A 26,345-nucleotide genomic window follows, 5' to 3' on the forward strand; every position below is an offset into this window, starting at 1 on the left:
GTCGACCTCGTTGTCCAGCCACGCGCTGTGACCTACCAAAGCCGCTACGACGGCCATATTGATGGCGACCCGCCCGTCCCGGCTCACCTCGCGAGCCAAAAGAGCGTCTTGTTCAGCAGTCTCCTAGAACGCCTGCACCGGTTGCCGCGCCTACGGGGGCGGATATGCACCCACCGCCAGCGGCGGACAGGGCCGGCCCTCCACGAGATTCGGCTGCATGACGAAGAGCCCGACCGGCCGGCCGTCTCCACTGTCGGGCCGAGCTGTCCACCGGCACACTTGCCCCATGGCGAGATCAACGAAGACCGAAGCCGCAGACACCAGCCCCGAGGCCGCCGGGTTCACCACGACGAAGATCCCGAAGAAGGTCTACGAGGCCGAGCTCTACCGCCTGCAGGGTGAGCTCGGGAAGCTCCAGGCCTGGGTGAAGGAGACGGGCGAGCGCGTCGTCGTCATCTTCGAGGGCCGCGACGCCGCCGGGAAGGGCGGCACGATCAAGCGGATCACCGAGTACCTGTCCCCGCGCACCGCCCGCATCGCCGCGCTGCCCGCGCCGACCGAGCGTCAGCGCGGGCAGTGGTACTTCCAGCGCTACGTCGAGCACCTGCCCGCGGCGGGCGAGATCGTCCTGTTCGACCGGTCCTGGTACAACCGCGCCGGCGTCGAGAAGGTCATGGGCTTCTGCACGCCAGAGGAGCACAAGCGCTTTCTGCGCCAGTGCCCGATCTTCGAGCAGATGCTTGTGGAGGACGGTATCCACCTGCGCAAGTACTGGTTCTCCGTCTCCGACGACGTCCAGCTCGAGCGCTTCCGCAAGCGCCTGCACGACCCGCTGCGCCAGTGGAAGCTCTCCCCCATCGACCTCGAGTCCATCACCCGCTGGGAGGACTTCTCCCGCGCCAAGGACGAGATGATGGTCCACACCGACACCTCGGTCGCGCCCTGGCACCACGTGGCCTCGGACTCCAAGAAGCAGGCGCGGCTCAACATGATCCACCACCTGCTCTCCTCGCTGCCCTACGAGGACGTACCGCGCGAGGAGAAGGTCACCCTGCCCAAGCGCCCGCCCGGCACCGGATACCAGCGGCCGCCGATCGAGGTGTCCTCCTACGTGCCGGACTGGGCGTCCACGGTGGTGGAGGACCCGGCGCGGAAGTGACCGCCGCGAGAGCCGGGCTCAGCGCGTGGGCCGGTGTGCTGGGTACGCGACATGGTGGACGTCGTACACCGCCCCACAGTTTCTGTGCTGCAGTGTTACTGTGACGTGATGAAGAACATCACCGTGTCGGTGCCGGACGACGTCTACCGTCGCGCGCGCATCAGCGCCGCTGAGCAGGGGCGGTCGGTGAGTGCGCTGGTGACCGACTATCTTCGAGGACTGTCGGACGAGGATGCGGAGTTCGCCCGGCTCGAGGCGCTCCAGCACCGGGTGCGTGACGAGATCGCCCACTTCCGTGCCGGTGACCGGCTCACCCGCGACGAGGTCCACGACCGTGCGGTTCGTTGACACGAACGTCCTGCTGTACGCGATCTCCCGCGACCCGGGCGAGCACCGCAAGGCCGAGCGCGCGGTCGAGCTTCTCGCCGCCCGTGACCTGGCGCTGTCCGTCCAGGTCCTGCAGGAGTTCTACGTCGAGGCGACTCGGTCGTCCCGTCCAGATCGCTTGCCCCACACCAAGGCGTCCGACCTCGTCACCGCGTTCACCCGCTTCACCGTCCTCGATCTCACCGTGCCGCTGGTGCACGCCGCGATGGAGGGCCGCGACCGGTACGGCCTGTCCTACTGGGACGCGGCCATCATCGCCGCTGCGCGCACTCTGGGTTGCGACCAGGTCCTCTCCGAGGACTTGAGTCACGGTCAGGACTACGACGGCGTGATCGTCCTCGACCCGTTCCGTTGACCAGGCGGGGCCGATCTCGCGCGAGTCCCCCCAGCGCGTCGCGCTCCAAGTAGCGTGGTTCGGTGACCAGCGACCGACGTAGACCGAACCGCCGCCGCGAGCGCCACCTGCACGCCGTCGACGAGCCGCCCGCACCCTCCCCTGACGACTTCCTCGGCAGCATCACCGAAGCGCTCGACGACCGCGAGCCGCTGGGCTTCCTCGCTCTCGCCAGCTCGATCGTCGCCGCCCTCGACCCGCGCTCCCGCGATCCGCTGACCCCGGCCCGGGACGACACGCCCGACGCCGCGCTGCTGGTGGAGAGCCTCTCCGGCCACGCCGTGCCGGAGACGACGGCGCTACTGCTCGCTCTGGCCGTGCTGCTCCCGGACGACCACCTCGCGCAGCGCGCGCGCCGCGAGGCCCGCCGTCGCCGCCACGCGCTGCCCGACTGGCTGCTTCGGCTCGACGACGCCGCGCCCGGGCCGGCCGCCGCGGTGCGCGACCTGCTCGGGGACGGCCAGAACACCGTCGTGTCGGTGCGCCTGGCGGGTGGCGAGCCGCTCACCGCGATCGTGTACGTCGACCACAACCTCGGCACCGTGGCCAAGGACGGGTTCGTCATCCCCGGTGAGCTCGACGATTTCCGCACCGACTTCTTCGCCATCGCCGAGGAGCAGGGCGCGATGTCCTTTGTCGAGTTGGACGCCGCCGACGCTCGCGCCCAGCTGGAGGACGCGGTCGCGTCCGGCGCCATGACGGTGCCGCGCTTCGAGACCGACACGTGGCCGGCGAGTCGCCCTCTCGTCGAGTGGATCGCCGGTCTCTTGCCCGCCGGCGGGACCGGTTTCGCGCACACGGAGTGGACCGACGAGGAGCTGTCGCAGATCGTCGTCCAGCTCATGGGCTCGGAGGAGGGTGCGGCGCTCTCCGGCCGGGACGACGCCGAGATCGCCCGCGACCTCGTGTGGTTCACCGCCGACTACAGCGGCGGGGACCCGCTGCGGTGGAGCTTCCTCAACGTGCAGCGGCTGCTCACCGACTGGTACCCGCGCAAGGTCCACGCCCCTCGCACCTACCTGCGACGGATGCCCGTCGTCCTGCGCGCGATGGTGTGCTACGCGCACCGCACCAAGGAGGTCCCCAGCCACCTCACCGAGCAGACCCTGGAGGCCATCGACGCGAGTGAGCCGGTGTACCGCAAGCTCATCGCCGGAGGCACGAGATCCGCCGGGCCGTTCGACGCACTGGAAGCGTTGCGGATCGAGGAGCTGTTAACGCACACCGCGAGTCATGATCGGGCCCGGGCCGCCCGCGCCGTCGGAAACGAGCAAGCCCTCGACCGGCTCGACGACGCACCGCTGCCCGACGAGGAGTTCCGGTGGGAGCACATCGCCGAGGACGTGCACGAGCGGGTGGCACAGGTGCTGGAGCTGATGGACGGCTGCGCCGAGGCGATGTTCGACGTCGAGATGCGCACCGCCTTCCGGCGCGTGCTCGCGCGCACGGCGCAGGCCGATCCCGTGGTGTTCCGTCGGCGCTCGAAGCCCGGCACCGCGGCCGCGGCCATCGCGTGGGCAGTCGCGGCAGCCAACGACCGTCTCAGTCCGTACAGCGGTGGTCTCACGGCCAAGGCACTCCTCGCCCACTTCGGCGTCACCGGTTCCGTGGCACAGCGAGCGCAGCCGTTCCTCCGGGCGTTCGGTGCGGAGGAGCCGCAGCTGTCCGGAGAACTCAGCTTCGGCACGCCGGACGTCCTCACCTCCGCCCGGCGTGCGCAGCTCATCGCACTACGCGACGGCGACGGGTACCGCGCGTTCCGGCGGTAGGCTGCGCCGTCGTGGCACGAGACAGGATGAACCGCGAGGAGTTCTACGAGCAGGCCTCCAGGCTCGACGAGGCCGCACTGCGCAAGGCGCTGTGGACCCTGTACTGGCGCGGCAACGCGTCGGTGCAGGAGCGGATCGAGGCCCAGCTCGAACCCGAGCACTCGGGCCGGCGGCGGAAGCAGGAGCAGCAGCTCCCGCAGCCCGACGATGTCCTGCGGGAGGTGCGAGACTTCGTCGCGCTCGCCCGGAGCGGTTCCTACCTCCACGGCGACCGCCGGGTCTCCCCGAAGGAGCGGAGCCGGTGGCGGATGACGTTCCGGCGCCTCGCGAAGGACGCTCAGACCGCCCTCCAGGCCGACGACGTCGACACGGCGGCCTCCGCGCTGGAGCTGATGATCGACCTCGCCACCGAGACCCGGGAGCTGGACCTGTTCAGGTCCCAGGACCCGGTCCAGGCAGCGGGGTTCGTCGTCTCGGAGGCTGCCGGGGTGCTCTGGTCCCGCTACCAGCACCACCACGGCTTCCGAGGCTTCGCAGAGCGCGCTGCGCCGCAGCTGATCCGCTGGGAGTCACCTCACGGCTGGACGCGGTACGGGTTCGGCAGCGTCGCGGAGAAGGAGGACACACTCGCCACGGTGATGTCCGGCCTGCTCGTGATCCCCGACCACTGGGTCACCTTCACCGAGTGCTACCTCGCCGCGCTCGACGCCGCCGCTGCCGCGGACGAGGCCGCAACCAAGCGGCACTGGCGCTCGCGTGAGGCGATCCGCGCCGACCGCGCCGACTCACTGGCGGCCTGGCACGAGCTCCTGAAGGAACGGCTGCAGGACACCGAGGGCGTCGCCCTGATGGACCGGCTAGCCGCCCATCGCGCCCTGGCTGGGTCGGAGTAGACCTACCGCGCCGCCAGCGGCCACCGGGCACTGGCCACGGCACCGTCCTGACGGGTCGCCTTCCAGATCCCGCCACAAAGGGGCCGGCAGTGACGTGACACGCCGACGAAACGCCGGGGATCGGCCGCTGCACGCGGGCGTCAGGGCCGCCTTGTGGCGGGATCCTTACGCGGCTCGCCGGTCGCCCCATCCCGTGGTGGGCTTGCCCCATGTGGTTCGACACCTGGTCCGACATCGTTCGTATCCTCGCCGTCGGCGCCGCGGCGTACCTGACGCTGATCCTCGTCCTGCGCCTCACCGGCAAGCGGACGCTGTCCAAGCTCAACGCCTTCGACCTCATCGTCTCCGTCGCGCTCGGTTCGACCCTCGCCACGATCCTGCTCAGCTCCGACGTCAGCTGGGCCGAGGGCTTCACCGCCTTCGCCCTGCTCGCCGTGCTCCAGCTTGTCATCACGTGGACCTCCACCCGCGCGCCAAGCACCCGCTCCGTCATCACGGCGAAGCCCACCCTGCTCCTGCGCGACGGCCAGCCGCTGGAGAAGGCCCTGCACGAGGAGCGCGTGACCATGGGCGAGCTTCGTCAGGCGGTACGTGCCTCAGGTAGCGGTGACCTCGCCGACGTCGGCGCCGTCGTCCTCGAGAGCGACGGCTCGCTCAGCGTCATCCCGGCGGAGAAGATGGGCGCCGGCACCGCGCTCGACGGCGTCGAGGCCGCCCGCCCGCCTGACCGCGCGTCCAGGAGTAGCCAGTGACCTCCTCCCCCGACCACATCTCCGTCCGCGGCGCCCGCGTCCACAACCTCAAGGACGTCGACGTCGACATCCCGCTGCGGGAGCTCGTCGCCATCGCGGGGGTGTCGGGCTCCGGCAAGTCCTCCCTCGCCCTCGGCGTCCTATACGCGGAGGGCTCGCGCCGGTACGTCGAGGCCCTGTCCACCTACACAAGGCGCCGCATGGCCCACGCCCCGCGCGCCGCCGTCGACTCCGTCGAGCACGTCCCCGCCGCCCTCGCCCTGCGCCAGCGCCCCGGTGTGCCGGGCATTCGCTCCACCTTCGGCACCTCCACCGAGCTGCTCAACGTCATCCGCCTGATGTTCTCCCGGCTCGCCAGCCACGTGTGTCCGGGCGGCCACCGCGTCCCGCCGACGATCGACGTCGCCGCGGAAGTCCCGTTCACCTGCCCAGCGTGCGGCGCGCAGGTCCAGGCCCCAGGTGCCGAGCAGCTCGCCTTCAACTCCGAGGGCGCCTGCCCCACGTGCACCGGCACGGGCGTGGTCCGCGACGTCGACGACGCCGCCCTCGTCCCCGACGAGTCCAGGACCATCGACGACGGCGCCGTCGTGCCCTGGCAGATGTTCAACTTCAAGGTCCAGCCGGCGATCATCCGCGAGTTCGGCGTCCGCACCGACGTCCCCTTCCGCGACCTCGCGGACTGGGAGCGCGAAATCGTGTTCGACGGGCCGGAGGAGAAGAAGCACATCACCTTCGCCACGAAGAAGAACGTGCACGACCTCAACTTCACCTTCCGAAACGCCCGCCTCACGGTCACCGAGGAGCTCAAGCGCGCCACCGACGAGAAGCGCCTCAGGCGCGTGGCCCGCTTCCTCACCGAGGGCACCTGCCGCACCTGCGACGGCACCCGCCTCAGCGAGCGCGCCCGCCTCCCCCGCATCGGCGAGCTCGGCCTGGCCGACGTCACCGCCATGACCCTCGACGACGTCGTCGCCTGGGCACCGACCGTCACCGCCACGCTCCCGCGCACCATGCACGGGATGTCCGAGGGCCTCGTCGAGACCCTCCAGCGCATGGCTCGCCGCCTGGTCGAGCTCGGCCTGGGCTACCTCACCCTGGACCGCGCCGGCTCCACCCTCTCCACCGGCGAGCGCCAGCGCGTCCAGCTCGCCCGCGCCGTCCGCAACCGCACCACCGGCGTTCTCTACGTCCTCGACGAGCCCTCCATCGGCCTGCACCCCTCGAACGTCGACGGCCTCATCGGCGTCATGCGCGACCTCCTCGCCGACGGCAACTCCGTCGTCTTCGTCGACCACGACGTCCAGATCCTGCGCGAGGCGTCCTGGCTCGTCGAGATCGGCCCCGGCTCGGGCACCGGCGGCGGCCGCGTCATCGCCCAGGGCACCGCCGCGGACCTCGCCGGTAGCCCCGACTCCCTGCTCAGCGGCTTCCTCACCGGCGACCAGCCCGTCGTCGTGCGCGAGCGTGCGGAGGAGGCCGCGATGTTCGACGCCGGCCGCCTCCGTCTCGCCACCGACGCACTCCACACCGTCCACCCACTCGAGGTCGACATCCCACGCGGCCGGCTCGTCGCCGTCACCGGCGTCTCCGGATCCGGCAAGACCACCCTGGTCCTCGAGTCCCTCGTCCCGGCCCTCCTCGCCATCGCGGACGACGACGACGGCGCACCCCGGCTCCCCCGTCACGTGGGGTCCGTGCAGGCTGAGGGCATCGAGCGGGTCCACACGGTGGACGCGACACCGATCGGTATCAACGTCCGCTCGACGGTCGCCACGTACTCCGGCGTCTACGACAACCTGCGCAAGGCCTACGCCGCCACCGAGGAGGCCAAGCGCCGCGGCCTCACCGCCTCGGACTTCTCCTACAACACCGGCTCCCTCTCGTGTCCGCGCTGCGAGGGCACCGGCCAGGTGACCCTCGACGTCCAGTTCCTGCCCGACGTCGACGTCCCCTGCCCCGACTGCAACGGCTCGCGCTACGCCCCCGAGGCAAGCGAGATCCGGCGTGACGGCTACTCGCTGCCCGACCTCCTCGGCCTCACCGTGCGCGAGGCGATCGACGCCGTCGGCAACATCGCCAAGGTGCGCCGGCGCCTGCAGGCCCTCGCGGACCTGGGCCTCGGCTACCTCACGCTCGGTGAGGACACCCCGGCGCTGTCCGGTGGGGAGGCGCAGCGGCTCAAGCTCGCCACCCAGCTCTACCGCGACCAGTCCGACGCCGTCTTCGTCCTCGACGAGCCGAGCGTGGGCCTGCACCCGCTCGACGTCCGCACGCTGCTCACCGTGCTCCAGCGGCTCGCCGACCGCGGCGCCACCGTCATCGTCATCGAGCACGACCTCGACCTCGTCGCCAACGCCGACTACATCATCGACATGGGCCCCGGCGGCGGGGAGGCCGGCGGCCGGATCGTGGCGGTCGGCACGCCGGACCAGATCACCGAGGACGCTCACAGCGTCACCGGGCAGTTCCTCTCCGACCACCTGCGCGCGACGAGACGCCGAGAGCGCGTCACGTCACCCGCGCCCCAGGTTACGGCTCGGGGTCGCTAGACCGGTCACCGTCCCGAAGGCTCTTCGGCGATGACGCCGGGAAGGTCGCCGAACCTGGCCACAGCGTCACGGCTGAGCACCACGCGTTCGGTCTGGGCAGCGTGGGCGGCGATGACCAGGTCGTGAGCTCCCCGGACCCTGCCCGACCGTCGAGTGTGGGCGATCACACGTGGGTGGTGGGCCGCGGAGCAACGGCGCCCGACTCACGCCGCACGACTACCATCGAGCGTGATGATCACCCGCCGCGAGGCTGCCCAACGCCTGGACATCCCCTTGGAGATGGCCGCGCGGCACGGCCTGCCCCAGAAGCTCACCGACGCCCAGCTGCGCCAGATCGACGACAACCCACCACCGTGGCTGGCTCAGTCCCGTGCCAACCGGACCGGCAGGCGGGCGGTGTGGGTCGATCTCGTGTGCACCGTTTGCGGGTTCACCGAGAAGGCACGGCCGAAGAAGTGGTGGCCGACGTTCACCCACGTCAGCTGCACCCACCACCGTCCCTCCGAGCTCCCCGGTCCGCTTCCCGGCCACCAGCGTGAGGATGTTTTCGGCATCGGCAGCCGGTTCGTCGGCCTGGTCGACACCCCGCTGGACGCGTGAGCGCGATATTCCCAGGTCTCAGCCCCCGTAGAGGATCTCCACCCGCCGGTTCGCGGCATAGGTGCTTGGTTCGTTCGGGTTCTCCCGCACGGCCGGCTCGCTGTCGGCCAGCCCAGCGACGTCGATGGTGAGGTCCGGGCGCTCGGCCGCCACGACGTCGGCGACGGCGCGTGCCCGGCTCTCGGACAGCTCACCGTTGGGGATGGGGCCTACGAGCGAGTCGGTGTGCCCGTTGACCTGCACCGCAGCACCGTCTGGCACGTCCGCGAGAAGCTCGGCGATGCGTGGGGCGGCGCTGCTCGGCATCTCGTCGCTCTGCGAGGCGAACAGGATGTCGGTGGCCAGGGTAATGGTGGTGACGCCGTCGTCGGTCTCGACGCTCTCCACCGACCGGATGCTGCCTGACGGGTCCCACTGGTGCACGGACTGCGCGAGCTGCCGAGCGGTGGGTGTCGGCGGGTCGTCGGGGGACGACACCGCACCCGCGGGACCGGCGACGAGGACTGCGAGGGCGACCGTCAGGAGGAGGAGGTCCGGCGTGTGCGCCCTCACTGGACCGGGACCTCGGTGAACTCGGGCAGGGAGTCGCGCACCCGCAGGTCGAACGTCTCGACGTCGTCCTGCGGCGCCGCGTAAACGCCCCACCAGACGACGGTGTCACCGTTGACGGCCTTGAGCGCGGTGCTGTCGGCCGACCAGTCCTGCCCGGTGTCGCTGATGAGGGAGTACTCCTTGAGGTTCTCCCGGTCGATGAGCACAGGACGGAACTTGAAGGAGTTGTCCGGGTACATGTCGTAGACGGCCACCGGCTGGTCGGCGTCCGCACCGGCGGAGTTCGGGGTGAAGGCCAGCCGCAGCGTCATGACATCACCGTCGACCTCGAGGGGCAGCACGCCGACCGTGACCTCGTCGTCGGTGCCCGGCAGCGTGTACGTCGCCTCCGCGACGATGTCGGCGGGGTCGAGCTCCAGCACGTCGGTCCCGCTCTCGGGTGCGGCGTCCTCGGTCGGTTCGCCGTCGGCCGTCCGCTCCTCCGCCGGAGGGGTGGTCACAGGACCGTCCCGGCTCGGCTCCTCCCCGCTGCAGGCCGTCAGTGCCAGGAGCAAGGCCAGCGTGGTCAGTCCTGCCGTCCGGCGCGTGCATGCCATGTGGGTCTCCCCTTCGTCGGTGTGCGGTGATCGTAGCGACTGGCCCCCGCCTGGAGACTGCTGGCGAGCCGCGACGCCCGCCTCAACGGCGGAGGCTGTGCTCTAGCCCTTGCTCTAGCCCAGGGCTAGCGAAGGTTGCCGTCCAGCCACTCCTGGAAGGTCACCCTCCCCCGGGGTCCGTCGTCGGTCGGCAGCAACGACCCGTCCGTCATCGCCCGCCCCGCTCCCCCGGGCATCCGGACCGGCAGCACCCGACGCCGCAGCCCGCGCGCCGCCGTCACCTGCCGGGCGAGGTCGACGATCTCGTGCACCTCTGGCCCCGCGAGGTCGGCCGCGCGCCGCTGTGGCTCCCCGGCGGCGACCTCGACGAGGTGCGCCGCCACCTCCGAGGCCGCCACCGGCTGCATCCGCATCCGCGGCACGACTGCCACCGGCCCGGGCACCCGGGACAGCGTCTGGTCGACGAACTCGTGGAACTGGGTCGCCCGCAGCACCGTCGCGGGCAGCGGCCCCGACAGGACCTCCTCCTCCTGCCGCAGCTTGGCGCGGTAGTACCCGAGCGGGCACCGGTCGACACCGACGATCGACAGCAGCACGTGGTGCTGCACCCCGGCCCTCCGGCCCGCGGCCAGGAGGTTCCCGCTCGCGCGGACGAAGAACCGCTCAGCGGACCGCCGGGACAGCGTCGTCACGTTGCTGACGTCGACGACGGCGCCCACCCCGTCGAGCACGTCGTCCAGTCCCGCGCCGCTGGTCAGGTCCACGCCGCGCGAGCGAGCGACCACCACGGGCTCGTGCCCGGCGGCGGACACCGCCTCGACGACGTGCCTGCCGACCACGCCGGTCCCACCGGCCACAGCGATCTTCATGGCCAGATCGAAGCACACGACCGCCCGTCGGGAGCGGCCTTCCCACTCCTTCCCCACCCCAGTAGCGTGGCGAGATGACCACGGAGAGCTCGAACCAGCCCAGCACCTCGCCCGCCGACCGCGCCCGCACCCTGTCCGCCCTGCACGCGGCGCCCGAGATCCTGCGGGTGGTGAACATCTGGGACGTCGTCTCGGCGAAGGCGGTCCTCGCCCTGCCCGAGACCAAGGCCATCGCCACGGCCGGCCACTCGATCGCCGCGACCTTCGGCTACCCGGACGGCACCATCCCCTTCGATCTCACCCTCGACATGGTCGGCCGCATCGTCGCGGCCGCCGGTGACGTCCCGGTCACCGCCGACCTCGACGACGGCTACGAAGACACCGGCGAGACCACCCGCCGCGCGATCGGCGTCGGCATCGTCGGAGCCAACATGGAGGACCGCCTGCGCCCGCTCGCCGAGTCCGCGGCACGCGTGGCGGCCGTCGTCGCTGCCGGCGAGGCCGAGGGCGTGCCCTTCTCCCTCAACGCCCGCACCGACGCGATCGTGCGCGGCGGCGACCGCCCGATCGAGGAGTCCGTGGCCGACGCCATTGAGCGCGGCCGCGCCTACCTCGACGCCGGCGCCGACATCGTCTTCGTCCCCGGCGTCCTCAACGCCGACGTCACCCGCCAGCTCGTCGAGGGCATCGGCGAGCGCAAGGTCAGCGTCATCGGACTGCCCGGCGCGCTCACCGCCGCCGAGTACGAGGCCCTCGGCGTCGCCCGCATCTCCTACGGTCCCACCACCCAGCGCGTCGCGCTCACCGCGCTGCAGGACGTCGCCAAGAGCCTCTACGCCGACGGCGTCATCCCGCAGTCCACCCGCGTCCTCAACTAGGTGCCGTGCTCGCCCGGGCGTACCGGGCGGAGCCGCAGGTCGGCGTCGCGCGCCGCCGGCCCTACCGCGCGATCGCTCGTAGCGCGCTGAGATGCGCGTGGAAAGCCCGTCTGCCGTCAGGCGTCAGCCGCAACCACGTACGCGGCCGCTTGCCCACGTGCCCCTTGCGCACCGCGACGTAGCCGGCGCCCTCGAGGGTCGAGACCTGCTTGCTCAGGACGGAGTCACTCACCTCCACCGTGTCGCGAACCAGGGCGAACTCGGCCTCCTCCGCGGCGGCCAGTGCGGCGACGATAGAGAACCGGACCGGCTGGTGAATGACGTCGTCCAGCCGGTGCCGCGGGTGCGGTTCGGCCGTCACTGCCGGACTCCGGCGCGGATCTCCGCCCGTGCCCCGAGGACCAGGGGCAGCGCCGTGACGATCCCGCCCGGGACCCAGAACGCAGGCTCCCCCCGCCACACGAGCAGGCCGAGGGTCATCAGCGCCGCGAAGAGCGCGCCCCAGCTCAACAGGGCGGCGGTCCAGCGGCGCCCGAGGCCCGCGCTCGTCACCCGGGATCCCGGCAGCAGGCCGGCCGACAGAGCTCCGACGCAGAGCGCGAAGACGAGGCTCATCGTCACGATCAGCGCCTCGTCGGTGCCTGCGACGCCGAGGCCGGTGGCGTACATGACGGTGAGGACCGCCATCCCGACGAGCCACGCGATGTAACGCCAGGCGTCCGCCGTGCGGACGGCGGCCCCGATCCGGTCGACGTCGGCGACGAGGCGGGCTGCTTCGCCGGGTGTAGGTACCTGTGACATCACGACCTCCGTCGGTCACGCACGCTGTGTGGTTCCACACTAGGAACAACTTTCCGATGCGTCAAGTATTTTCCAACCTAGCCTCACCGCCAGTGCACTACCTCAAGGAGGGCATCAAGGCCGGCAGGGCAGCCGCAGCGCTCTCCGCAATCCCGAGGAGCTCGCGGGAGCTCCCGCCATCCTTGGCGCGGGAGGACATCCCGACCATCACCGCCATGAGGTAGTCGCCCAGGCGCTGCGGGTCGACGCCTTCCGAGACGTCCCCTTCGACCTGGCCGCGCGCGATCCGCTCGGCGACCCGCTGACGGATCGTCTCGCGCCGGGACCTCAGCCGCGGCTCACTCAGCATGAAACAACCGGGGGGCGATCCGGGAGCGGCCATGCCCTCGGCCGTGATGCGGAGCAGCTCCGTGACGCCCTCGTGCGCGGTGCGCCGCTCCAGCGCGCGGTCGACCTGCTCCGTGATGCGCTCGCTGTAGGAGGCGGCGGCGTCCTCGAAGAGCCGGTTCTTGTCACCGAAGGCGGCGTAGAGGCTCGGCGCACTGATGCCCATCTCCTGAGTCAGGCGCGAGACCGTTGTGCTCTCGTAGCCGTCGCTCCAGAAGCGCTCCATCGCGATGAGCAGCGCCTGGTCCTTGTCAAATGCTCGCGGTCTGCCCATGACGGCCATTCTATAACGTCCGCTACGCAACGGTGCTACGCTCGCCCCTCCAAGTTGTATAGCGTGCACTACAGAAGGGTTCACCATGGAGATCGCAGGATCGACAGCACTGGTCACAGGCGCCAACCGAGGGATCGGGGCGGAGTTCGTCCGTCAGCTCAAGGAGCGCGGCGCACGGAAGATCTACGCCGCCGCACGCCGGCCGGAGTCGGTGACGATCGACGGGGTCGAGGTGCTCACCCTGGACGTCACCGACGCGGCCCAGATCCGCGTGGCTGCCCGCATCGCCGACGACGTCGACCTCCTGATCAACAACGCAGGTGTCAGCTCCGGCCAGCCCCTCCTCACCGGGGACCTCGCCGCCATCCGCCATGACATGGAGGTCAACCTCTTCGGTCCCTTGGCGATGGCACGCGCCTTTGCGCCTGTCCTCGCCGCCAACGGCGGAGGGACGCTGCTCAACGTGCTCTCGGCCGCGGGGTGGTTCGTGGTCCCCGGCGCCACCGCCTACGGCATGACCAAGGCTGCGGCCTGGAACCTCACGGACGGGCTGCGCCTCGAGCTCGCCGGACAGGGGACGCACGTCGTGGGGCTGCAGATGGCCACCGTCGACACCGACATGACGAAGCACCTGGCGGTGGAGAAGTCACCCACCGACGTCGTCGTCTCCCGCGCACTGGACGGCATCGAGTCCGGCGCGAGCGAGGTGGTCGCCGACCGGCTCACCGCCGAGGTGAAGGCCGGGCTGGGGCTGGACGCCGCCGAGCGGTACGGGGCACTGCTCCCCGCGTAGGACCGCCCCGCGGACACTCCGGCGACCAAGTCTTGACGAGGACGCGCCGGTGACCGCGAGGCACTCGGACCTCCTGCACGGAAGCAGCTGGTGATGTCGGGACCGGCGCGCTCGACTCCACTGGCCCGTGCGCGATGAGTCCGGCGGACGCGGCGGGTCTACCAGGACATGACCACCGCTCTCTTCGAGAACTCCACCGCCTTCGCCGGCTTCTCCGTCGACGACGTCGACGCCGCGAGCCGCTTCTACCGGGACACCCTCGGCCTCACTGTCAGCGAGCCCGTCCAGCCCGGCGTCGTCTTCATCGACCTTCCCGGAGGTGCGCGCGTGCTCGCCTACGAGAAGGCTGACCACGTGCCCGCGACCTTCACCGTCCTCAACTTCCCAGTCACCGACCTCGAGGCCGCCGTCGCCGAGCTCGCTCGCCGCGGCGCCACCTTCGAGCGGTACGAGGGCACCCAGATGGAGACCGATGAGCGGGGTATCTTCCGCGGCGGCGGACCGCTCATCGCCTGGTTCACCGACCCGGCCGGCAACGTCATCTCCGTGATGGAGGACGCGTAGGCGGCCGGCTCGCCGCTGGACCAGGGGCACCGGGTCGTCCGCTCGGCCGTGGGAAGACGCCGACGGCGCACCGCCTACTCGCCGTGCCGGAGGATCTCGTCCCACTTGCTCGCGTCGTACGAGCTGACCCGGACCACTGACCCGGTGGCGGGCGCCTCGATGAGCTTGCCCTCCCCCACGTAGATGCCGACGTGCTTCCACGTGCCGTCCTTCTGCCGCAGCAGCAGGTCCCCTGCCTGCGGCTCGGTGACGATCGTGAGGTCCGAGTCGTGGAGCCGAGCCACTCCGTTGCCCGACGCCCCGCGTGCGATGGTGGCCCCGGCATCCTTGAACACCTGGTTGACGAGCCCGGAGCAGTCGAGGGAGCCGGTCTCCTCCTTCCTGCTCCACTCCCCGCCCAGCTCGTACTTCACACCGAGGTAGGCGTACGCGGCCGCCGCGATCCGGACGCCCGTGCCGGCGCCGGCGCCGGGTGTGGGCGCGGCCGTGATCTTCGGCAACGTGTAGCGGAGCAGCGGGTAGACGAGCGTCTCCTTGATGTCGTTGAGCGTCACCCAGTCGGCGTCGGTGAGGTTGTTCGCCGCCCACTGGTCCTTGAGCTTGCCGTACTTCCAGATCGGGATGTTGGTCAGCGGCTGCTTGTCCGGGTGGCGGCTGCCGAACACCGCCTGCGTCAGCGGGCCCGGCTGGCGCCAGCGTGCCGTGGGCTTGAGCCAGTTCGGGTAGTCGGCGTCGGTGGCCCCCTTGTCGACGATGAGCGTGAGCAGCAGCTTCAGCTCATCGGTCGAACCGGGAAGCGCGCTGATCTCGGCCTCGTGCTCGGTGAAGAAGGCCGCGGCGTTGGTCCCGACGTCGGTGCCGAGGCTCGGCGCCGGGCCGTCCGGGGCGACGACGTCGCCACCGGTCGCAGTTCCGGGCTCCGTCCCGCCGCGCTGCTGTGCCCGGTAGTCGCGAAGTGCGGGCTTCACGACGTCGCTGCGGATCGTCGCCCACTCCTTGGCGAGGGCGTCGTCGCCCGGTGTCCCCGCGGGATCGAGCTTCCGGCCGCCGAGCTCCGGATGGAGCATGAAGAACGCCGTGTTGGTCAGCTTGTCGACGTCGTGGTTCCCGTCCTTGATCTCCCGGGTCACGGTCGCCAGGACCGGCCCCCGCGTCGCGACATCGAGCCAGAAGACACCCGTCGCGGCCGCCTCCGAGATTGCCGACGACGCCGCGTCCAGCAGGTCGTGCAACGGCGTGCGCTGGAGCCGCACCGGTGCCGCCGTCGGCGGTGCGACGATGCTCCGCGCGGCGAGCAGCTGGACGACCCCGCGGTTCCCCGCCGTACGCTGCGCCGTCAGCATGGACGCCGCGACGCCGACCTCCGTGTCCGGGCCGGGTACCGGAGTGGACGGGCGCCGCCCAGGACCGCCCGGCGCCTCACGCGGCCGACGAGCGCTCAGGGGCCCTGCTGTCTCGCGCACCGTCCCACGGTCGCAGGCCGTCATGCCCGAGCGGGCGCCCGGCGGGACAGTCACGAGGGCACGCGAGCTGCCCGCTCGGGTAGGCCGGCGCCGCCACGAACCCGGCGCCAAACCGTCGTCGTCGGGTAGCGCGCCCTACATGACCTCAAGTCGAGCGCTTCCTTGTGGAGGTTCCCATCCTTCTCCCGCAGGACGTTGCCCGTGGTGGTGGTCGTCGGAGGGGCGGGGCCCGTCATGCCTCCAACGTGATCGCACGAGGGTCCGACGGCGATCATCGGCGAGCGGCCGGGCGCACCCAGGTCACCAGATCGTCACCGTTCCGCAGGCGCTTCAGCGATGACGCCGGGGAGGTCACCGAATCTGGCCACAGCGTCACGGCTGAGCACCACGCGACCGGTCTGCGCAGCATGGGCGGCGATGACCAGGTCGTGAGCTCCCCGGACCTTGCCCGACCGTCGCGTGTGGGCGATCAACCGTGCGTGGTGGGCCGCCGTCACCTCGGTGTAGTCGAGCACCTCGATCGTCTCGGTGATGAGAGCCAGGGCGCGGGACCGTGCGGCGGCCCGCTCGACCGAGCCCGCAAGCTCGATGCCGGTCCGGTACTCCGCCACCGTGATCGCGGCTATCGCCAGCTCATCGTCGTCCAGCGCTACCTGATCAAGTCGCCCTCGCTCGTAGTCGATCAGGGCGTTGATGTCCAGGATCAGGCGTCTCGCCACGGGTCCGCCACCTCCTGGGCCAGACTGCCGACCGCCCCTGCGATATCGGCAGCGAAGCGGTCGTCGGGGGGCTCGGCCTGCGCGAGCGCCTCTCGCAGGTCGCGGCCGGTGCGGCGACGAGCCGGTCGGATCTCGGCGACCGGACGGTTGCCGCGGGTCACCGTCACCGCCTCCCCTGCCTCGACGGCATCGAGCAGTTCCGAGAACCGGCGCGATGCCTCCGTGGCGGTGACAGTGCGCATGGCAGCAATTCTCTCTGATAATCAGATCAAGGGCATTCTCTCAACGCCCACACCGACGCCATCGTCCGAAGCCACCGACCGCCCCGTCGAGCACCGGCAATCCGCACGGCACCGTTCACCTCGGGGATCGCGTGCTCTGCGCCGTCGTCGAGAACCTCCGAACCTGCTGGCGAGCTTTGACACCCGCACGGCCGCTGGCGATGCTCGAGGGACCTTCCGTATCCGTCCTTGAGAGGTGGCGCACGTGGATCTGAGCATGGACAAGGGCCAGCAGTTCATCGAGGAGACACAGTCACTCGAGGGTGCGGCGGCATGGAAGCAGCAGCTGGACGAGTTCGCGCCCGGAGCCTCGGACTGGGTGGTCGGCGCCGTCTTCGGCGGGACCTACCAGCGCGAGGGGCTCGAGCTGCGCGATCGGCAGATGCTCAACATGGCAGCGCTTGCCGCGATGGGAGGCACCGAACCGCAGCTCACCGGGCACATCCGGACGGCGGTGGAGGTGGCCGGCATGTCCACGGAGGAGGTGGCCGAGTGCTTCGTCCACCTCATGCCCTACATCGGCGTGCCGAAGACCCTGGCCGCGATGCGGTGCATGAAGGCCGCCGTCGACGGCTGAGGAGTCGAGGGGGCTCACGGGCACCCCACAGGCTGCACGGTCCCGGCCGCCGCCCCGTCCACCTCCGCGGCCCGCGCTCGCCCGAGGTTCCAGGAGAGCAGGTCGTCCGGGACGGGTTCATGTCCCCAGTCCCACGTCGCGCACCGGGCGAGGTGCTCGGGCAGCCCGGCGACGATCGTCGGCGCAGCATCCGCACTGAGGCTCGACAGGTAGGACGTGTCGATCTTGCCGGTCGCGTGGTACCGCTCGATGTTGCGTTCGGCCACCCACGCCTCGGGGTTGGCGAACCCGATGACCAGGAGCATCACCGCGCCCGAGACGAGCGCCGCCCGCGGCAGCCACCACCCGGACCAGCGGATCCCAGCGACGACGACGAGCACGACGACGGTCCCGAGCCACACCTCGAAGGCGTCCACCAGCACACGCATCACCGTGAACCCGTACGCCTGCTGGTAGACGGACATGCGGAACAGCGCGGAGGCGACGACGGCGAGCGTGAGCAGGCACAGCGCCCCCAGGACCACCCGGAGCAGCAGCCGGTCCTGCGCGGTCCGCTGCGGCGCCTTGCGCACGGTGAGCGCGATGGCGGCGAGGGTGAGGGCGGTCGCGACCGTGAGCTGCCCGAAGCCCTGGTGGACGTACTCGGCGTAGGTGAGGCCGGTGACCTCCGTCAGGTAGGCGTGCCCGCCCCACATGGCCGAGGCCTGCGCAACGAGGAAGCCGGCGAACACCGCGATGACCAGCCCCAGGGGGACGAGCCACTCCCACGTCCGCGCCACCGGGCGCGCCTTGGGTAGTTCCAGGCGTTCCACGCGGGGCGGGTTGAGGGCGAGGTAGCACGCGGTGAGGACCAGGCCGCCGACGGCGACGAGGAGGAACGCGCGGAAGACGAGGTCGTCCCACGCAAGGTCCGGCACGAGGTGCCCCACCCACGTCCCGAACACGGCGTCGCCCGAGGCGAACAGACCACCGAAGACGACGAGCGCGACCGCGGAGATCACGACCGTCCGCAGCAGCGGCCACAGCAGCCGGTGGCTGCTCAGCGCGGCGATGGTCCGGCTGAGCAGCGGCAGCCCCCGCACGGCAGCGAACACCCATGAGGCCGCGCCCGCGATCATGGGGACGATGCGGCGCGCGTCGGTGAGCGCCGTCGTGACGAGCACGCCGACGACGACGAGCGCGAGCACCGCCAGCCACTCGGCGTCGCGCAGCACGAGGAACGAGCCGAGCCCCAGGCACAGCACCGTGGAGACCACCGTCCACGGCCGGGTGCGGCGCGGGGACCTGCTGAGCACCAGCCCGCCGCCCAGGAGCAGCACGAGCAGGGCGCCGGAGCCGATGTTCCGGAACGGCAGCACCGTGGCCGCGAGGGCGCCGATGGCGAGCGACGCGAAGAGCGGGACCGGTGCCGTGGTGAGCCCGCGCTCCGGCCACACGTCGTCGATCAGGGTGGCGACGGCGGAAGCCGGTCGGGGCTGGACAGTGCCGGTGGGCACCGGGCCGGTGGGGCGCGACGACGACGGCGTGGCACCAGGTGATGGGGACGGGGCCGGGGTGGCGGACATGGTGTTCTCCTCCTGGAGCGGTGGCCGGGCAGGGCTGTGGTGCGCCGTCCGGACGACGGGGGTGCGCGGGAGCACCGCGCGGATCCGGGCGCCGGTGGTCCCGGGCGCCGCGGGCAGGGCGGCGATGGTGCCGCCGTGCATCTCGCACACCCAGCTGGCGATGGCCAGGCCCAGGCCGGTCCCTCCCCCGCCGTCGTCCGGGCCCGCGGAGCCGAAGCGCGTGAAGACGTATTCCTCGCTGCCCGCGGGAATCCCTGGGCCCTCGTCGCTGACCGTGAGGGACCACTGGCCGCCGTCGGCCACGGCGTGCACGGTGACGGTGCCGCCCGCCGGTGAGTGCCGTGCGGCGTTGTCGAGCAGGTTGGCGACCACCTGGGTGAGGCGCGCGCCGTCGGCCATGACGGTGAGGCCGGGGATGACGTGGACGTCGTAGCGGACGGGACGGGCGTCGAGCTCGGCCTCGGCCACGGCACGGTCGACGAGGTCGCGGACGTCGACGGGGGCGAGGTCGAGCTGCCCGGCGCCGCCGTCGATCCGGGCGAGGTCGAGGAGGTCGGAGACGAGGTCGCTGAGCCGTTCGGCCTGGGCGAGGGCGGTGGCGAGGGAGTCGTCGTCGGGTTGGACGACGCCGTCGACGAGGTTCTCGAGCAGCAGCCGCTGGCCGGCGAGCGGGGTGCGCAGCTCGTGCGAGACGGTGGCGACGAGGTGGCGGCGCTGCTCGTCTGCGGTGGCGAGGTCGACGGCCATCGTGTTGAACGCGCGGGCGAGGCGGCCGACCTCGTCGGCGGAGGTGGCAGTGACGCGCTGGGCGTAGTCACCGGTGGCCATCCGGGCGGCGGCCGTGGTCATCTCGCGCAGCGGTGCGGTCATGCCGCGGGCGAGCCACTGAGTGACGGCCAGCGCGATGCCGAGCGTCACGGGGAGGGTGAGCCCGACGGTGACTCCGGCGCTGCTGCCGAGCTCGGAGACGAGCGCCGCGGTGACGACGCTCAGCCCCACGAGCACGCCGATCTTCAGCTTGATCGAGCCGACGCCGTCGAGGGGGGCGCTGGACGGTGAGGTGCTCATGCCGGCTCCACCGCGTAGCCGACGCCGTGCACGGTGCGGACCCGGGATGCCCCGATCTTGGCCCGCAAGGTCCGGACGTGGGTGTCGAGGGTGCGGGTGCCGCGCGCGTCGGCCCAGCCCCACACCTCGCGCATGAGGTCCTCGCGAGTGCGGACGGCGCCGGGCGCGGCCGCGAGGGTGAGGAGGAGGTCGAACTCCAGGGGCGAGAGGTGCACCTCGGTGTCCTCGAGCCAGACGCGGCGGGCCGACGCATCGACGGCGAGGCTGCCGAGCTCGATCCGCGTCGGCACCTCCCGGGCCAGCTCGCGCGCCCGCTCGACCCGGCGCAGCAGCGCACGGATCCGGGCGACGACCTCGCGGACGCGGAAGGGCTTGGTCACGTAGTCGTCGGCGCCCACGGTGAGGCCGACGAGAACGTCGGACTCGTCGTCGCGGGCGGTGACCATGAGCACCGGCACGGGGCGCAGCGCCTGGATGCGGCGGCACACCTCGTTGCCGTCGTAGCCGGGGAGCATGACGTCGAGGACGACGAGGTCTGGCGTGTGCTGCTCGAAGGCCGCCACTCCCCCGGGGCCGTCGTAGGCCTGGGTCACCGCGAAGCCCTCTGCGCGCAGGCGTGCGGCGAGGCCGTCGTTGATGATGCGGTCGTCCTCGACGATGAGCAGCGTCGCGCTGGCCGGGCCGGGCTCTGTGGTCATGGGGTGAGCCTAGGAGCGGGCGGGTGAGGTGCTGGTCAGCCCGATGTGAGGGTTGTGCAAGGGATGGTGCGGCTGGTGCCGTCGTCCGGAGTGGCCGGCGTCGACGCCCCCGGGACGCGCAGGTTCCCTGGACGACGACGGCGGTCAGTGGCTCGGCCTGAGCCGCGCCACTCCACCCCGGTGGCGAGGACGACGAGCGGCGCCCGGAGGACGTCACCGCCGTCGAGGACGACGTCGTGACCTCCCGGGCGGAGCTCGGTCACCGACCGCGTGACGACGATCTCCGCGCCCAGGCGCCGGGCCTGCTTGAGCGCGCGGCTCGCGAGGTCGTCACCGGACACCCCGTAGGGGAAGCCCGTGTAGTTCTCGATGCGCGTCGACGTGCCGGCCTGGCCACCAGGTGCGAGGCTCTCGACGACGAGGGTCCGTAGCCCCTCGGCCGCACCGTTGACCGCCGCAGTGAGTCCGGCCGGTCCTGCCCCGAGGATGACGACGTCGTACTCCGTGGCCGTGGGCTGGACACCGAGCCCCACCGCAGCCGCGATCTCCCGCATGGTGGGGTCGACGAGGCGGCTCCCATCGCGCAGCTCGAGCACAGGCCCATCGGCCGCAGCGTCGTCAGGAGCGACTCGCTCGAACGGGATCTCGTTGCGGCTGAGGAACGTGGCGATCTCCCGCACGCGGCGGTCAGCGCGGGGTCCGATGAGGTGCGCCTCGGCCTCGGGAGTCGCCGCCGCCCAGTTCTGCAGGTCGGTGAGGTACACGCGGGCGACCCCACCGACATGAGCCGCGACGGACGGGGCCAGCGCGGCGAGGCTGTGGTACTCGCTGACACCGAGGCGCAGGATCCGCGTGGGCTCGGTCGCGCGGCCGCTGGCCGGGAACTTGGTGCTCAGGGTCATCGGCACCTCTCCGAAGAGCATGCCCGGGGTGCGGACACCGATGACCAGCTCGTCCCCGTTGACGACCTTCGTGATCTCGGCCCGGCCCTCGATGACGACGAAGAGCGCCCGCTCGTCCCCCTCCTGCGCGAAGTACTCCCCCGCGACCAGCCGGATGTCCTCGACGGCCCCCGCGACGTAGTCGAGGGTGTCCGGCGGCAGCGCTGAGAACAGCGGGACCCCGCGGAGCGCGTCTGCGGTGATCATGCCGTGGGCACAGCGTCGGCCAGCGTCATTTGCGGGTCATCCTGGCACGCCTGGACAGGCCGCGGGCAAGAACGCTGACGCAGGTTCAACCGCCGTACAGATTGTTGGGGGACGCGTCAGGGAACGATCGGGTGACGACGCCCGCGAAATCCTCCGACGGCCGTTGACCGGACCCCGCCGAACCACTAGACAAGGCTCACTCGGGCGAACCGGGGTCCTTCTTCTCCCAAAGGTGGGTGAGCCTGTGTCCAGACTGCGACCCCGGCTTCTTGTGTCGGTCGTGACGTTCGCGCTCGCGCTGGGGGTGATCCCAGCGGCCAACGCCGGTCCTTCCGACGCCGCCGGCGCCCGGAAGCCCGGGGCCGGCCTCGAGGCCGCGGAGATCTCCGGCTCCACGTCTCTCCCGCGAGGAGGCGACAAGGCGACGGTGCTGCGCCTCGGCAAGTCCCCGGACTCCGAGCGGTACATCGTCCAGCTCGCCGACCCCGCGGTCGCCACCTACTCCGGCGGGGTCGAGCGGCTGCGGGCCACGAAGCCCGCAGCGGGTGGACGGCTCGACCCGGCCGCCGCGCCGGTGCGCAGGTACGCCGCCCACCTCGAGGACGAGCAGGATGCCCTCCGCGGCCTGATCGCCAGGGAGATCGGCCGCTCGCCGAGAGTCGACTTCACCTACATCTACGCGCTCAACGGCCTGGCGGTCCGCCTCACGGCCGACGAGGCCGCGGCCGTCGCCGGGCTGCCCGAGGTGACCTCCGTCGTCGTCGACGTCCGACGCGAGCTGCAGACGGACAACGGCCCGGCGTGGATCGATGCGCCCGCCCTGTGGGACGGGACCGCCACCGGAGTCGACGGCACACGAGGCGGAGGGATCGTCGCGGGCATCCTCGACACGGGCATCAACCCGTCGAACCCCTCCTTCGCGGACACCGTGCCCATGGCCGACGGCGGTGACGGCTTCGACCACACGAACCCGCTGGGCGGCGGGACCTACCTCGGCATGTGCGACCCGGCCAACGCCGACCAGTACGACGAGCGGTTCGCCTGCAACGACAAGCTCATCGGTGCGTGGGACTTCTCCGGCGACGGCCCGTTCGACACCGACGGGCACGGCAGCCACACCGCCAGCACGGTCGCGGGCAACCAGGTCGACGCCGTCGTGAACGGTCCGTCGGGTATCAGCGAGACTCGCAGGATCTCAGGAGTCGCACCCCACGCCAACCTCATCGCCTACGACGTCTGCGACGTCGACGGCTGCTCAATGGCCGCCACGACGGCTGCCCTCGACCAGGCCATCGCCGACGGTGTCGACGTCCTCAACTACTCGATCGGCGGGTGGGAGCCCTCGGCCGCCTGGTCGGACCCGGAGGCCCTCGGCTTCCTCGCCGCCCGCGCCGCCGGCATCTTCGTCGCGACCGCCGCCGGCAACGACGGACCGTGGTCCGAGACGATCGGCACGCCCGCGGACATCCCCTGGATCACCACGGCCGCCGCATCGACGCATGACCGCTCCTACGTCAACGCCCTCACCGACCTCACCCGGGCGGACGGCACCGGGCTCCCCGACCTCGAGGGGCTCGGCTTCACCACCGGGTACGGACCGGCGCCGATCGTCGACGCGGCAGACTACGGCAACCCGTGGTGTGAGCCGGGAAGTTTCCGGAACCGCACCTTCAACGGCGAGATCGTCATCTGCGAGCGCGGCTTCGTCGACCGGCTCGAGATGGGCGAGGTCGTCTCCAACGCGGGCGCCGGGGGAATGATCCTGGCGAACGACGAGGAGAGCGGCGACTCGCTCACCGGTGACGCGCACGAGCTCCCCGCCGTCCACATCACGTACGACGACGCCGTCGCGCTGCGGGAGTGGCTGGCGGAGGGCACCGGCCACACCGGCACCATCGCCGGCGCCACCCTGTCCGAGGACCCCGCGAAGGGGGACGTCACGGCCGACTTCTCCAGCCGCGGCCCGAACCGCGCGATGGACCTCATCTCCCCCAGCGTCACCGCGCCCGGCGTCGACATCCTCGCCGCGTTCGGCGCGTCGACCCCCGAGGCCGAGGCCGCCCCGCAGTGGGGCTTCTCCTCCGGGACCTCGATGGCCAGCCCGCACGTGGCCGGCGCCGGTGCACTCCTCAAGGTGCTCGAGCCGGAGTGGTCACCGGCCGAGATCCAGTCCGCCCTCATGACGACAGCGACGACGGCCGTGACCAAGGAGGACGGCTCCACCCCGGCCGACCCGTTCGACATGGGATCGGGCCGGATCGACCTGGACGCCGCGGCCAACGCGGGTCTCGTCCTCGACGAGACGCTGGCCGACTATCAGGCCGCGGACCCGAGCCTCGGCGGCGACCCTGCCGCCCTGAACCTCGCAAGCATGGCAACCAGCCAATGCCTGCACGACTGCGCGTGGACCCGCACCGTCACCGGCGTCGCCGACGGCACCGTCGAGTGGACGGCGAGCGTCGAGTCCGCGCCGGACATCACGCTGTCGGTCGAGCCCGCGACCTTCACCCTCGCCGAGGGCGAGACGCAGGAGATCATCGTGACCGCCGATGTGCGCGGCGCGAGCACGGGCACCTGGCAGTTCGGGCGAGTGACGCTCACGCCGTCGGACGGGGACGTCTCGACGGCGGGCCTGCCGGTCGCGGTCATGCCCTCGACCGGTGTGCTGCCGGCCGAGGTCCTCATCGACACCCGCCGCGACGCGGGCTCGCAGCTCGTGGAGGGTGTGCGGGCGATCGAGATCACCGACCTCACCGTCGACGTCGCCGGCCTCACCCCGGCCGAGACACAGGAGATCGCCCTCCCCCAGGACCCGACGGACTTCGACCCCTTCGACGGGCCGGAGGGCACGGAGGTGGTCCTGGTCGAGGTCCCGGAGGGTACGAGCCGCCTCGTCGTGGAGGTCACCGACGCGACCGCCCAGGACATCGACCTCTTCGTCGGGCTCGGCGACACCCCGGGCGAGGAGACCCTCCAGTGCGTGAGCGCGTCGTTCGGGTCCGACGAGCGGTGCGACCTCGCCGCACCCGAGGCAGGCACCTGGTGGGTGGTGGTCCAGAACTGGCAGTCCTCGGACGAGGACGCGACCGACACCCTCACCCTGGGAACCGCCGTCGTCGGGAGCGACGCCGGGAACATGTGGGTCGAGGGCCCGCAGGCGCAACCCGTCGGCGAGCCGTTCGACCTGCGCGTGTTCTACGACGAGCCGGCCCTGGAGGCGGGTCAGCGCTGGTACGGCGCGCTCAGCCTCGGCTCCTCGCCGCAGTCTCCGGGCGACATCGGCATCATCCCGGTGGACCTCAACCGGTTCGCCGACGACGTCACCAAGACCGCCGACGTCGAGACTGCCGCGCCGGGCGACACCGTCACCTACGAGCTCACCGTGCAGCCCAACGTCACCGCCGAGGACCTCGCCTACACCATCACCGACGCCATCCCGGAGGGCATGACGTACGTCGAGGGCTCGGCCACGGACGGCGCGACCGTCACTGACGGCGTCCTCACGTGGGAGGGCATCTCCCCGACGCCGGCCGGCGTCGAGGGCGAGTACGTCATCACGCGCAGCGACGCCGACCCGCTGTGTGTGAACCCTCTGTCGGAGGACGGCAGTTACGTCGACCTCGAGGAGCTCGGCTTCCTCGCCCACCCCGAGATCGCCGGCGACACCGTGGCGTTCAACGTCGGTGCGGGTGCTCCGTTCAGCTTCTACGGCGTGGACTACGACGGGATGTGGCTGACCGATGACGGGTTCGTCGTCTTCGACGCCGCGACGCACTACGACGGTGAGCCCTGGGTGCCACAGACCCTGCCCGACCCGCAGGCACCGAACAACCTGCTGGCCATGCTGTGGCAGGACATGGAGATCGTCTACGACGAGGCGACGAACAGGGGCGTCACCGTCGTCGAGGGCGAGACCGAGGCCGGCGGCCTGATCGTCGTCGAGTACGACGACATCCAGCTCGTCGAGGACCCGGAGAGCACCTACGACGTCCAGCTCGTCGCGTTCCGCGGGCAGGACGACACGGAGGGCAGCTACGAGTTCTACGTGGCCTACGACAACGTCACCGGTCCGGTGGACGGTCCGCTGACGGTCGGCACGGAGAACGCGGACGGCTCCTCGGGCCAGACGCTCGTCAACCACGACTCCGGCGAGGGCGTCGTCGCGGACGGCAACGTCGTCTGCTTCGACTACGCCGGCGCATCGTTCGCCCCCGTCACGGTCCGGTACGAGGTGACGGTCGACGACGACGGGAGCCTGAGTGACGGCGACGTCCTCACCAACGAGGCCACCCACGTCACCGACAACCCCGGTGCCCAGCCGGTGACCGTGGGTGTGGACGTGACGATCGACGGGGTCGAGCAGCCCACCGAGGAGCCGACGGCCGGGCCCACCGCGGAGCCCACTCCGGCGCCGTCCGGTCCTCCGGGCCGACCCGGAGGCGGCCACCTTCCCAGCACGGGCGTGGAGCTCGGACTGCTCGCCGTCGTCGTCCTGCTCCTGCTCGGAGCCGGCGCGGGGGCGGTGCGGATGCGCCGGGCGACGGACTGACGCGTCGACGGCCCGGTCGCCTCGCCGCGACCGGGCCGTCGACGTCGGCCGGCGGTGCCG

At 71.5% G+C, this 26,345-nt stretch carries 25 protein-coding genes; 13 read left to right on the forward strand and 12 right to left on the reverse strand.

The features are described 5' to 3' along the window. Window positions 1-286 precede the first annotated feature (286 nt). From ppk2 to M3148_RS00040, 8 genes are all read left to right on the forward strand, one after another. A complete protein-coding gene (gene ppk2, locus M3148_RS00005; protein WP_251302598.1) occupies window positions 287-1,159 on the forward strand; it encodes a polyphosphate kinase 2 in 873 nt (290 codons plus the stop codon). A gap of 108 nt (window positions 1,160-1,267) precedes the next feature. Next, a complete protein-coding gene (locus M3148_RS00010; RefSeq protein ID WP_251302599.1) occupies window positions 1,268-1,507 on the forward strand; it encodes a ribbon-helix-helix domain-containing protein in 240 nt (79 codons plus the stop codon). Next, window positions 1,494-1,901: a PIN domain-containing protein gene (locus M3148_RS00015; RefSeq protein ID WP_251302600.1), complete on the forward strand. Its 408-nt coding sequence runs from the start codon at window positions 1,494-1,496 to the stop codon at window positions 1,899-1,901. Before M3148_RS00010 ends, M3148_RS00015 begins: the two co-directional genes overlap by 14 nt. A gap of 62 nt (window positions 1,902-1,963) precedes the next feature. Beyond that, window positions 1,964-3,709 (forward strand): hypothetical protein, encoded by a 1,746-nt coding sequence (locus M3148_RS00020; RefSeq protein ID WP_251302601.1) that lies wholly within the window; start codon window positions 1,964-1,966, stop codon window positions 3,707-3,709. Window positions 3,710-3,720: 11 nt separating this feature from the next. After that, on the forward strand, window positions 3,721-4,602 hold the full coding sequence (locus M3148_RS00025) for a hypothetical protein (protein ID WP_251302602.1): 882 nt from the start codon (window positions 3,721-3,723) through the stop codon (window positions 4,600-4,602). A 209-nt stretch (window positions 4,603-4,811) separates the two neighbouring features. Next, a complete protein-coding gene (locus tag M3148_RS00030) occupies window positions 4,812-5,354 on the forward strand; it encodes a DUF421 domain-containing protein (protein ID WP_251302603.1) in 543 nt (180 codons plus the stop codon). Next, window positions 5,351-7,903, forward strand: coding sequence for an AAA family ATPase (locus tag M3148_RS00035; protein ID WP_251302604.1), 2,553 nt, complete (start codon window positions 5,351-5,353; stop codon window positions 7,901-7,903). The genes M3148_RS00030 and M3148_RS00035 overlap by 4 nt, the downstream gene beginning before the upstream one ends. Window positions 7,904-8,134: 231 nt before the next feature. Further along, entirely contained in the window at window positions 8,135-8,503 is a 369-nt protein-coding gene (locus tag M3148_RS00040; RefSeq protein WP_251302605.1) for a hypothetical protein, read from the forward strand. 18 nt (window positions 8,504-8,521) lie between these two features. On the opposite strand, the gene M3148_RS18220 is transcribed toward M3148_RS00040, so the two are convergent. The 3 genes from M3148_RS18220 to M3148_RS00055 all read right to left on the reverse strand — a co-directional run bounded on the left by M3148_RS18220 (window position 8,522) and on the right by M3148_RS00055 (window position 10,520). Continuing rightward, complete coding sequence (locus M3148_RS18220) at window positions 8,522-9,055, reverse strand: OmpA family protein (protein WP_251302606.1); 534 nt, start codon at window positions 9,053-9,055, stop codon at window positions 8,522-8,524. Continuing rightward, window positions 9,052-9,651 (reverse strand): hypothetical protein, encoded by a 600-nt coding sequence (locus M3148_RS00050; protein WP_251302607.1) that lies wholly within the window; start codon window positions 9,649-9,651, stop codon window positions 9,052-9,054. Before M3148_RS00050 ends, M3148_RS18220 begins: the two co-directional genes overlap by 4 nt. A 125-nt stretch (window positions 9,652-9,776) precedes the next feature. After that, a complete protein-coding gene (locus M3148_RS00055; protein ID WP_251302608.1) occupies window positions 9,777-10,520 on the reverse strand; it encodes an SDR family oxidoreductase in 744 nt (247 codons plus the stop codon). A 74-nt stretch (window positions 10,521-10,594) separates the two neighbouring features. On the opposite strand from M3148_RS00055, the gene M3148_RS00060 reads away from it, so the two are divergent. Beyond that, the gene (locus M3148_RS00060) at window positions 10,595-11,398 is read left to right on the forward strand and encodes an isocitrate lyase/PEP mutase family protein (RefSeq protein WP_251302609.1); all 804 of its coding nucleotides are present in this window, start codon (window positions 10,595-10,597) and stop codon (window positions 11,396-11,398) included. 61 nt (window positions 11,399-11,459) lie between these two features. Here the strand turns inward: M3148_RS00060 and M3148_RS00065 are convergent, their stop codons facing one another. The 3 genes from M3148_RS00065 to M3148_RS00075 all read right to left on the reverse strand — a co-directional run bounded on the left by M3148_RS00065 (window position 11,460) and on the right by M3148_RS00075 (window position 12,860). Then, window positions 11,460-11,759 carry a transcriptional regulator gene (locus M3148_RS00065; RefSeq protein WP_251302610.1) on the reverse strand — a complete coding sequence of 100 codons (300 nt, stop codon included), beginning with the start codon at window positions 11,757-11,759 and terminating at the stop codon, window positions 11,460-11,462. Then, window positions 11,756-12,199, reverse strand: a complete 444-nt coding sequence (locus M3148_RS00070; protein ID WP_251302611.1) for a hypothetical protein — start codon at window positions 12,197-12,199, stop codon at window positions 11,756-11,758. The genes M3148_RS00065 and M3148_RS00070 overlap by 4 nt, the downstream gene beginning before the upstream one ends. Window positions 12,200-12,296: 97 nt before the next feature. Beyond that, a complete protein-coding gene (locus M3148_RS00075) occupies window positions 12,297-12,860 on the reverse strand; it encodes a TetR/AcrR family transcriptional regulator (RefSeq protein WP_251302612.1) in 564 nt (187 codons plus the stop codon). A gap of 85 nt (window positions 12,861-12,945) precedes the next feature. On the opposite strand from M3148_RS00075, the gene M3148_RS00080 reads away from it, so the two are divergent. Together M3148_RS00080 and M3148_RS00085 are read left to right on the forward strand one after the other, a co-directional pair. Continuing rightward, window positions 12,946-13,653, forward strand: a complete 708-nt coding sequence (locus tag M3148_RS00080) for an SDR family oxidoreductase (protein WP_251302613.1) — start codon at window positions 12,946-12,948, stop codon at window positions 13,651-13,653. A 168-nt stretch (window positions 13,654-13,821) separates the two neighbouring features. After that, window positions 13,822-14,217: a VOC family protein gene (locus M3148_RS00085; protein WP_251302614.1), complete on the forward strand. Its 396-nt coding sequence runs from the start codon at window positions 13,822-13,824 to the stop codon at window positions 14,215-14,217. 74 nt (window positions 14,218-14,291) lie between these two features. Here M3148_RS00085 and M3148_RS00090 read toward each other — a convergent pair whose 3' ends face one another. From M3148_RS00090 to M3148_RS00100, 3 genes are all read right to left on the reverse strand, one after another. Next, window positions 14,292-15,560: a C40 family peptidase gene (locus M3148_RS00090; RefSeq protein WP_251302615.1), complete on the reverse strand. Its 1,269-nt coding sequence runs from the start codon at window positions 15,558-15,560 to the stop codon at window positions 14,292-14,294. Window positions 15,561-15,991: 431 nt separating this feature from the next. Then, window positions 15,992-16,399, reverse strand: a complete 408-nt coding sequence (locus M3148_RS00095) for a PIN domain-containing protein (RefSeq protein WP_251302616.1) — start codon at window positions 16,397-16,399, stop codon at window positions 15,992-15,994. Beyond that, window positions 16,384-16,641 (reverse strand): type II toxin-antitoxin system Phd/YefM family antitoxin, encoded by a 258-nt coding sequence (locus tag M3148_RS00100; protein ID WP_251302617.1) that lies wholly within the window; start codon window positions 16,639-16,641, stop codon window positions 16,384-16,386. The genes M3148_RS00095 and M3148_RS00100 overlap by 16 nt, the downstream gene beginning before the upstream one ends. Window positions 16,642-16,885: 244 nt before the next feature. On the opposite strand from M3148_RS00100, the gene M3148_RS00105 reads away from it, so the two are divergent. Continuing rightward, entirely contained in the window at window positions 16,886-17,257 is a 372-nt protein-coding gene (locus tag M3148_RS00105; protein ID WP_251302618.1) for a carboxymuconolactone decarboxylase family protein, read from the forward strand. Between the two features lie 14 nt (window positions 17,258-17,271). Here M3148_RS00105 and M3148_RS00110 read toward each other — a convergent pair whose 3' ends face one another. The 3 genes from M3148_RS00110 to M3148_RS00120 are packed head-to-tail and all read right to left on the reverse strand — an operon-like array spanning window position 17,272 to window position 21,736. Next, a complete protein-coding gene (locus M3148_RS00110) occupies window positions 17,272-19,890 on the reverse strand; it encodes a DUF4153 domain-containing protein (RefSeq protein ID WP_251302619.1) in 2,619 nt (872 codons plus the stop codon). Beyond that, window positions 19,887-20,588 carry a response regulator transcription factor gene (locus tag M3148_RS00115; RefSeq protein WP_251302620.1) on the reverse strand — a complete coding sequence of 234 codons (702 nt, stop codon included), beginning with the start codon at window positions 20,586-20,588 and terminating at the stop codon, window positions 19,887-19,889. Before M3148_RS00115 ends, M3148_RS00110 begins: the two co-directional genes overlap by 4 nt. A gap of 35 nt (window positions 20,589-20,623) precedes the next feature. Beyond that, window positions 20,624-21,736 carry a cyclic nucleotide-binding domain-containing protein gene (locus M3148_RS00120; RefSeq protein ID WP_251302621.1) on the reverse strand — a complete coding sequence of 371 codons (1,113 nt, stop codon included), beginning with the start codon at window positions 21,734-21,736 and terminating at the stop codon, window positions 20,624-20,626. A gap of 280 nt (window positions 21,737-22,016) precedes the next feature. Here M3148_RS00120 and M3148_RS17660 point away from each other — a divergent pair, with 280 nt between their 5' ends. Continuing rightward, window positions 22,017-26,285 carry a S8 family serine peptidase gene (locus tag M3148_RS17660; protein WP_308203192.1) on the forward strand — a complete coding sequence of 1,423 codons (4,269 nt, stop codon included), beginning with the start codon at window positions 22,017-22,019 and terminating at the stop codon, window positions 26,283-26,285. The last annotated feature ends 60 nt before the right edge of the window (window positions 26,286-26,345 follow it).

This window comes from Georgenia satyanarayanai (assembly GCF_023715365.1).
Taxonomy (GTDB): Bacteria; Actinomycetota; Actinomycetes; order Actinomycetales; family Actinomycetaceae; genus Oceanitalea; species Oceanitalea satyanarayanai_B.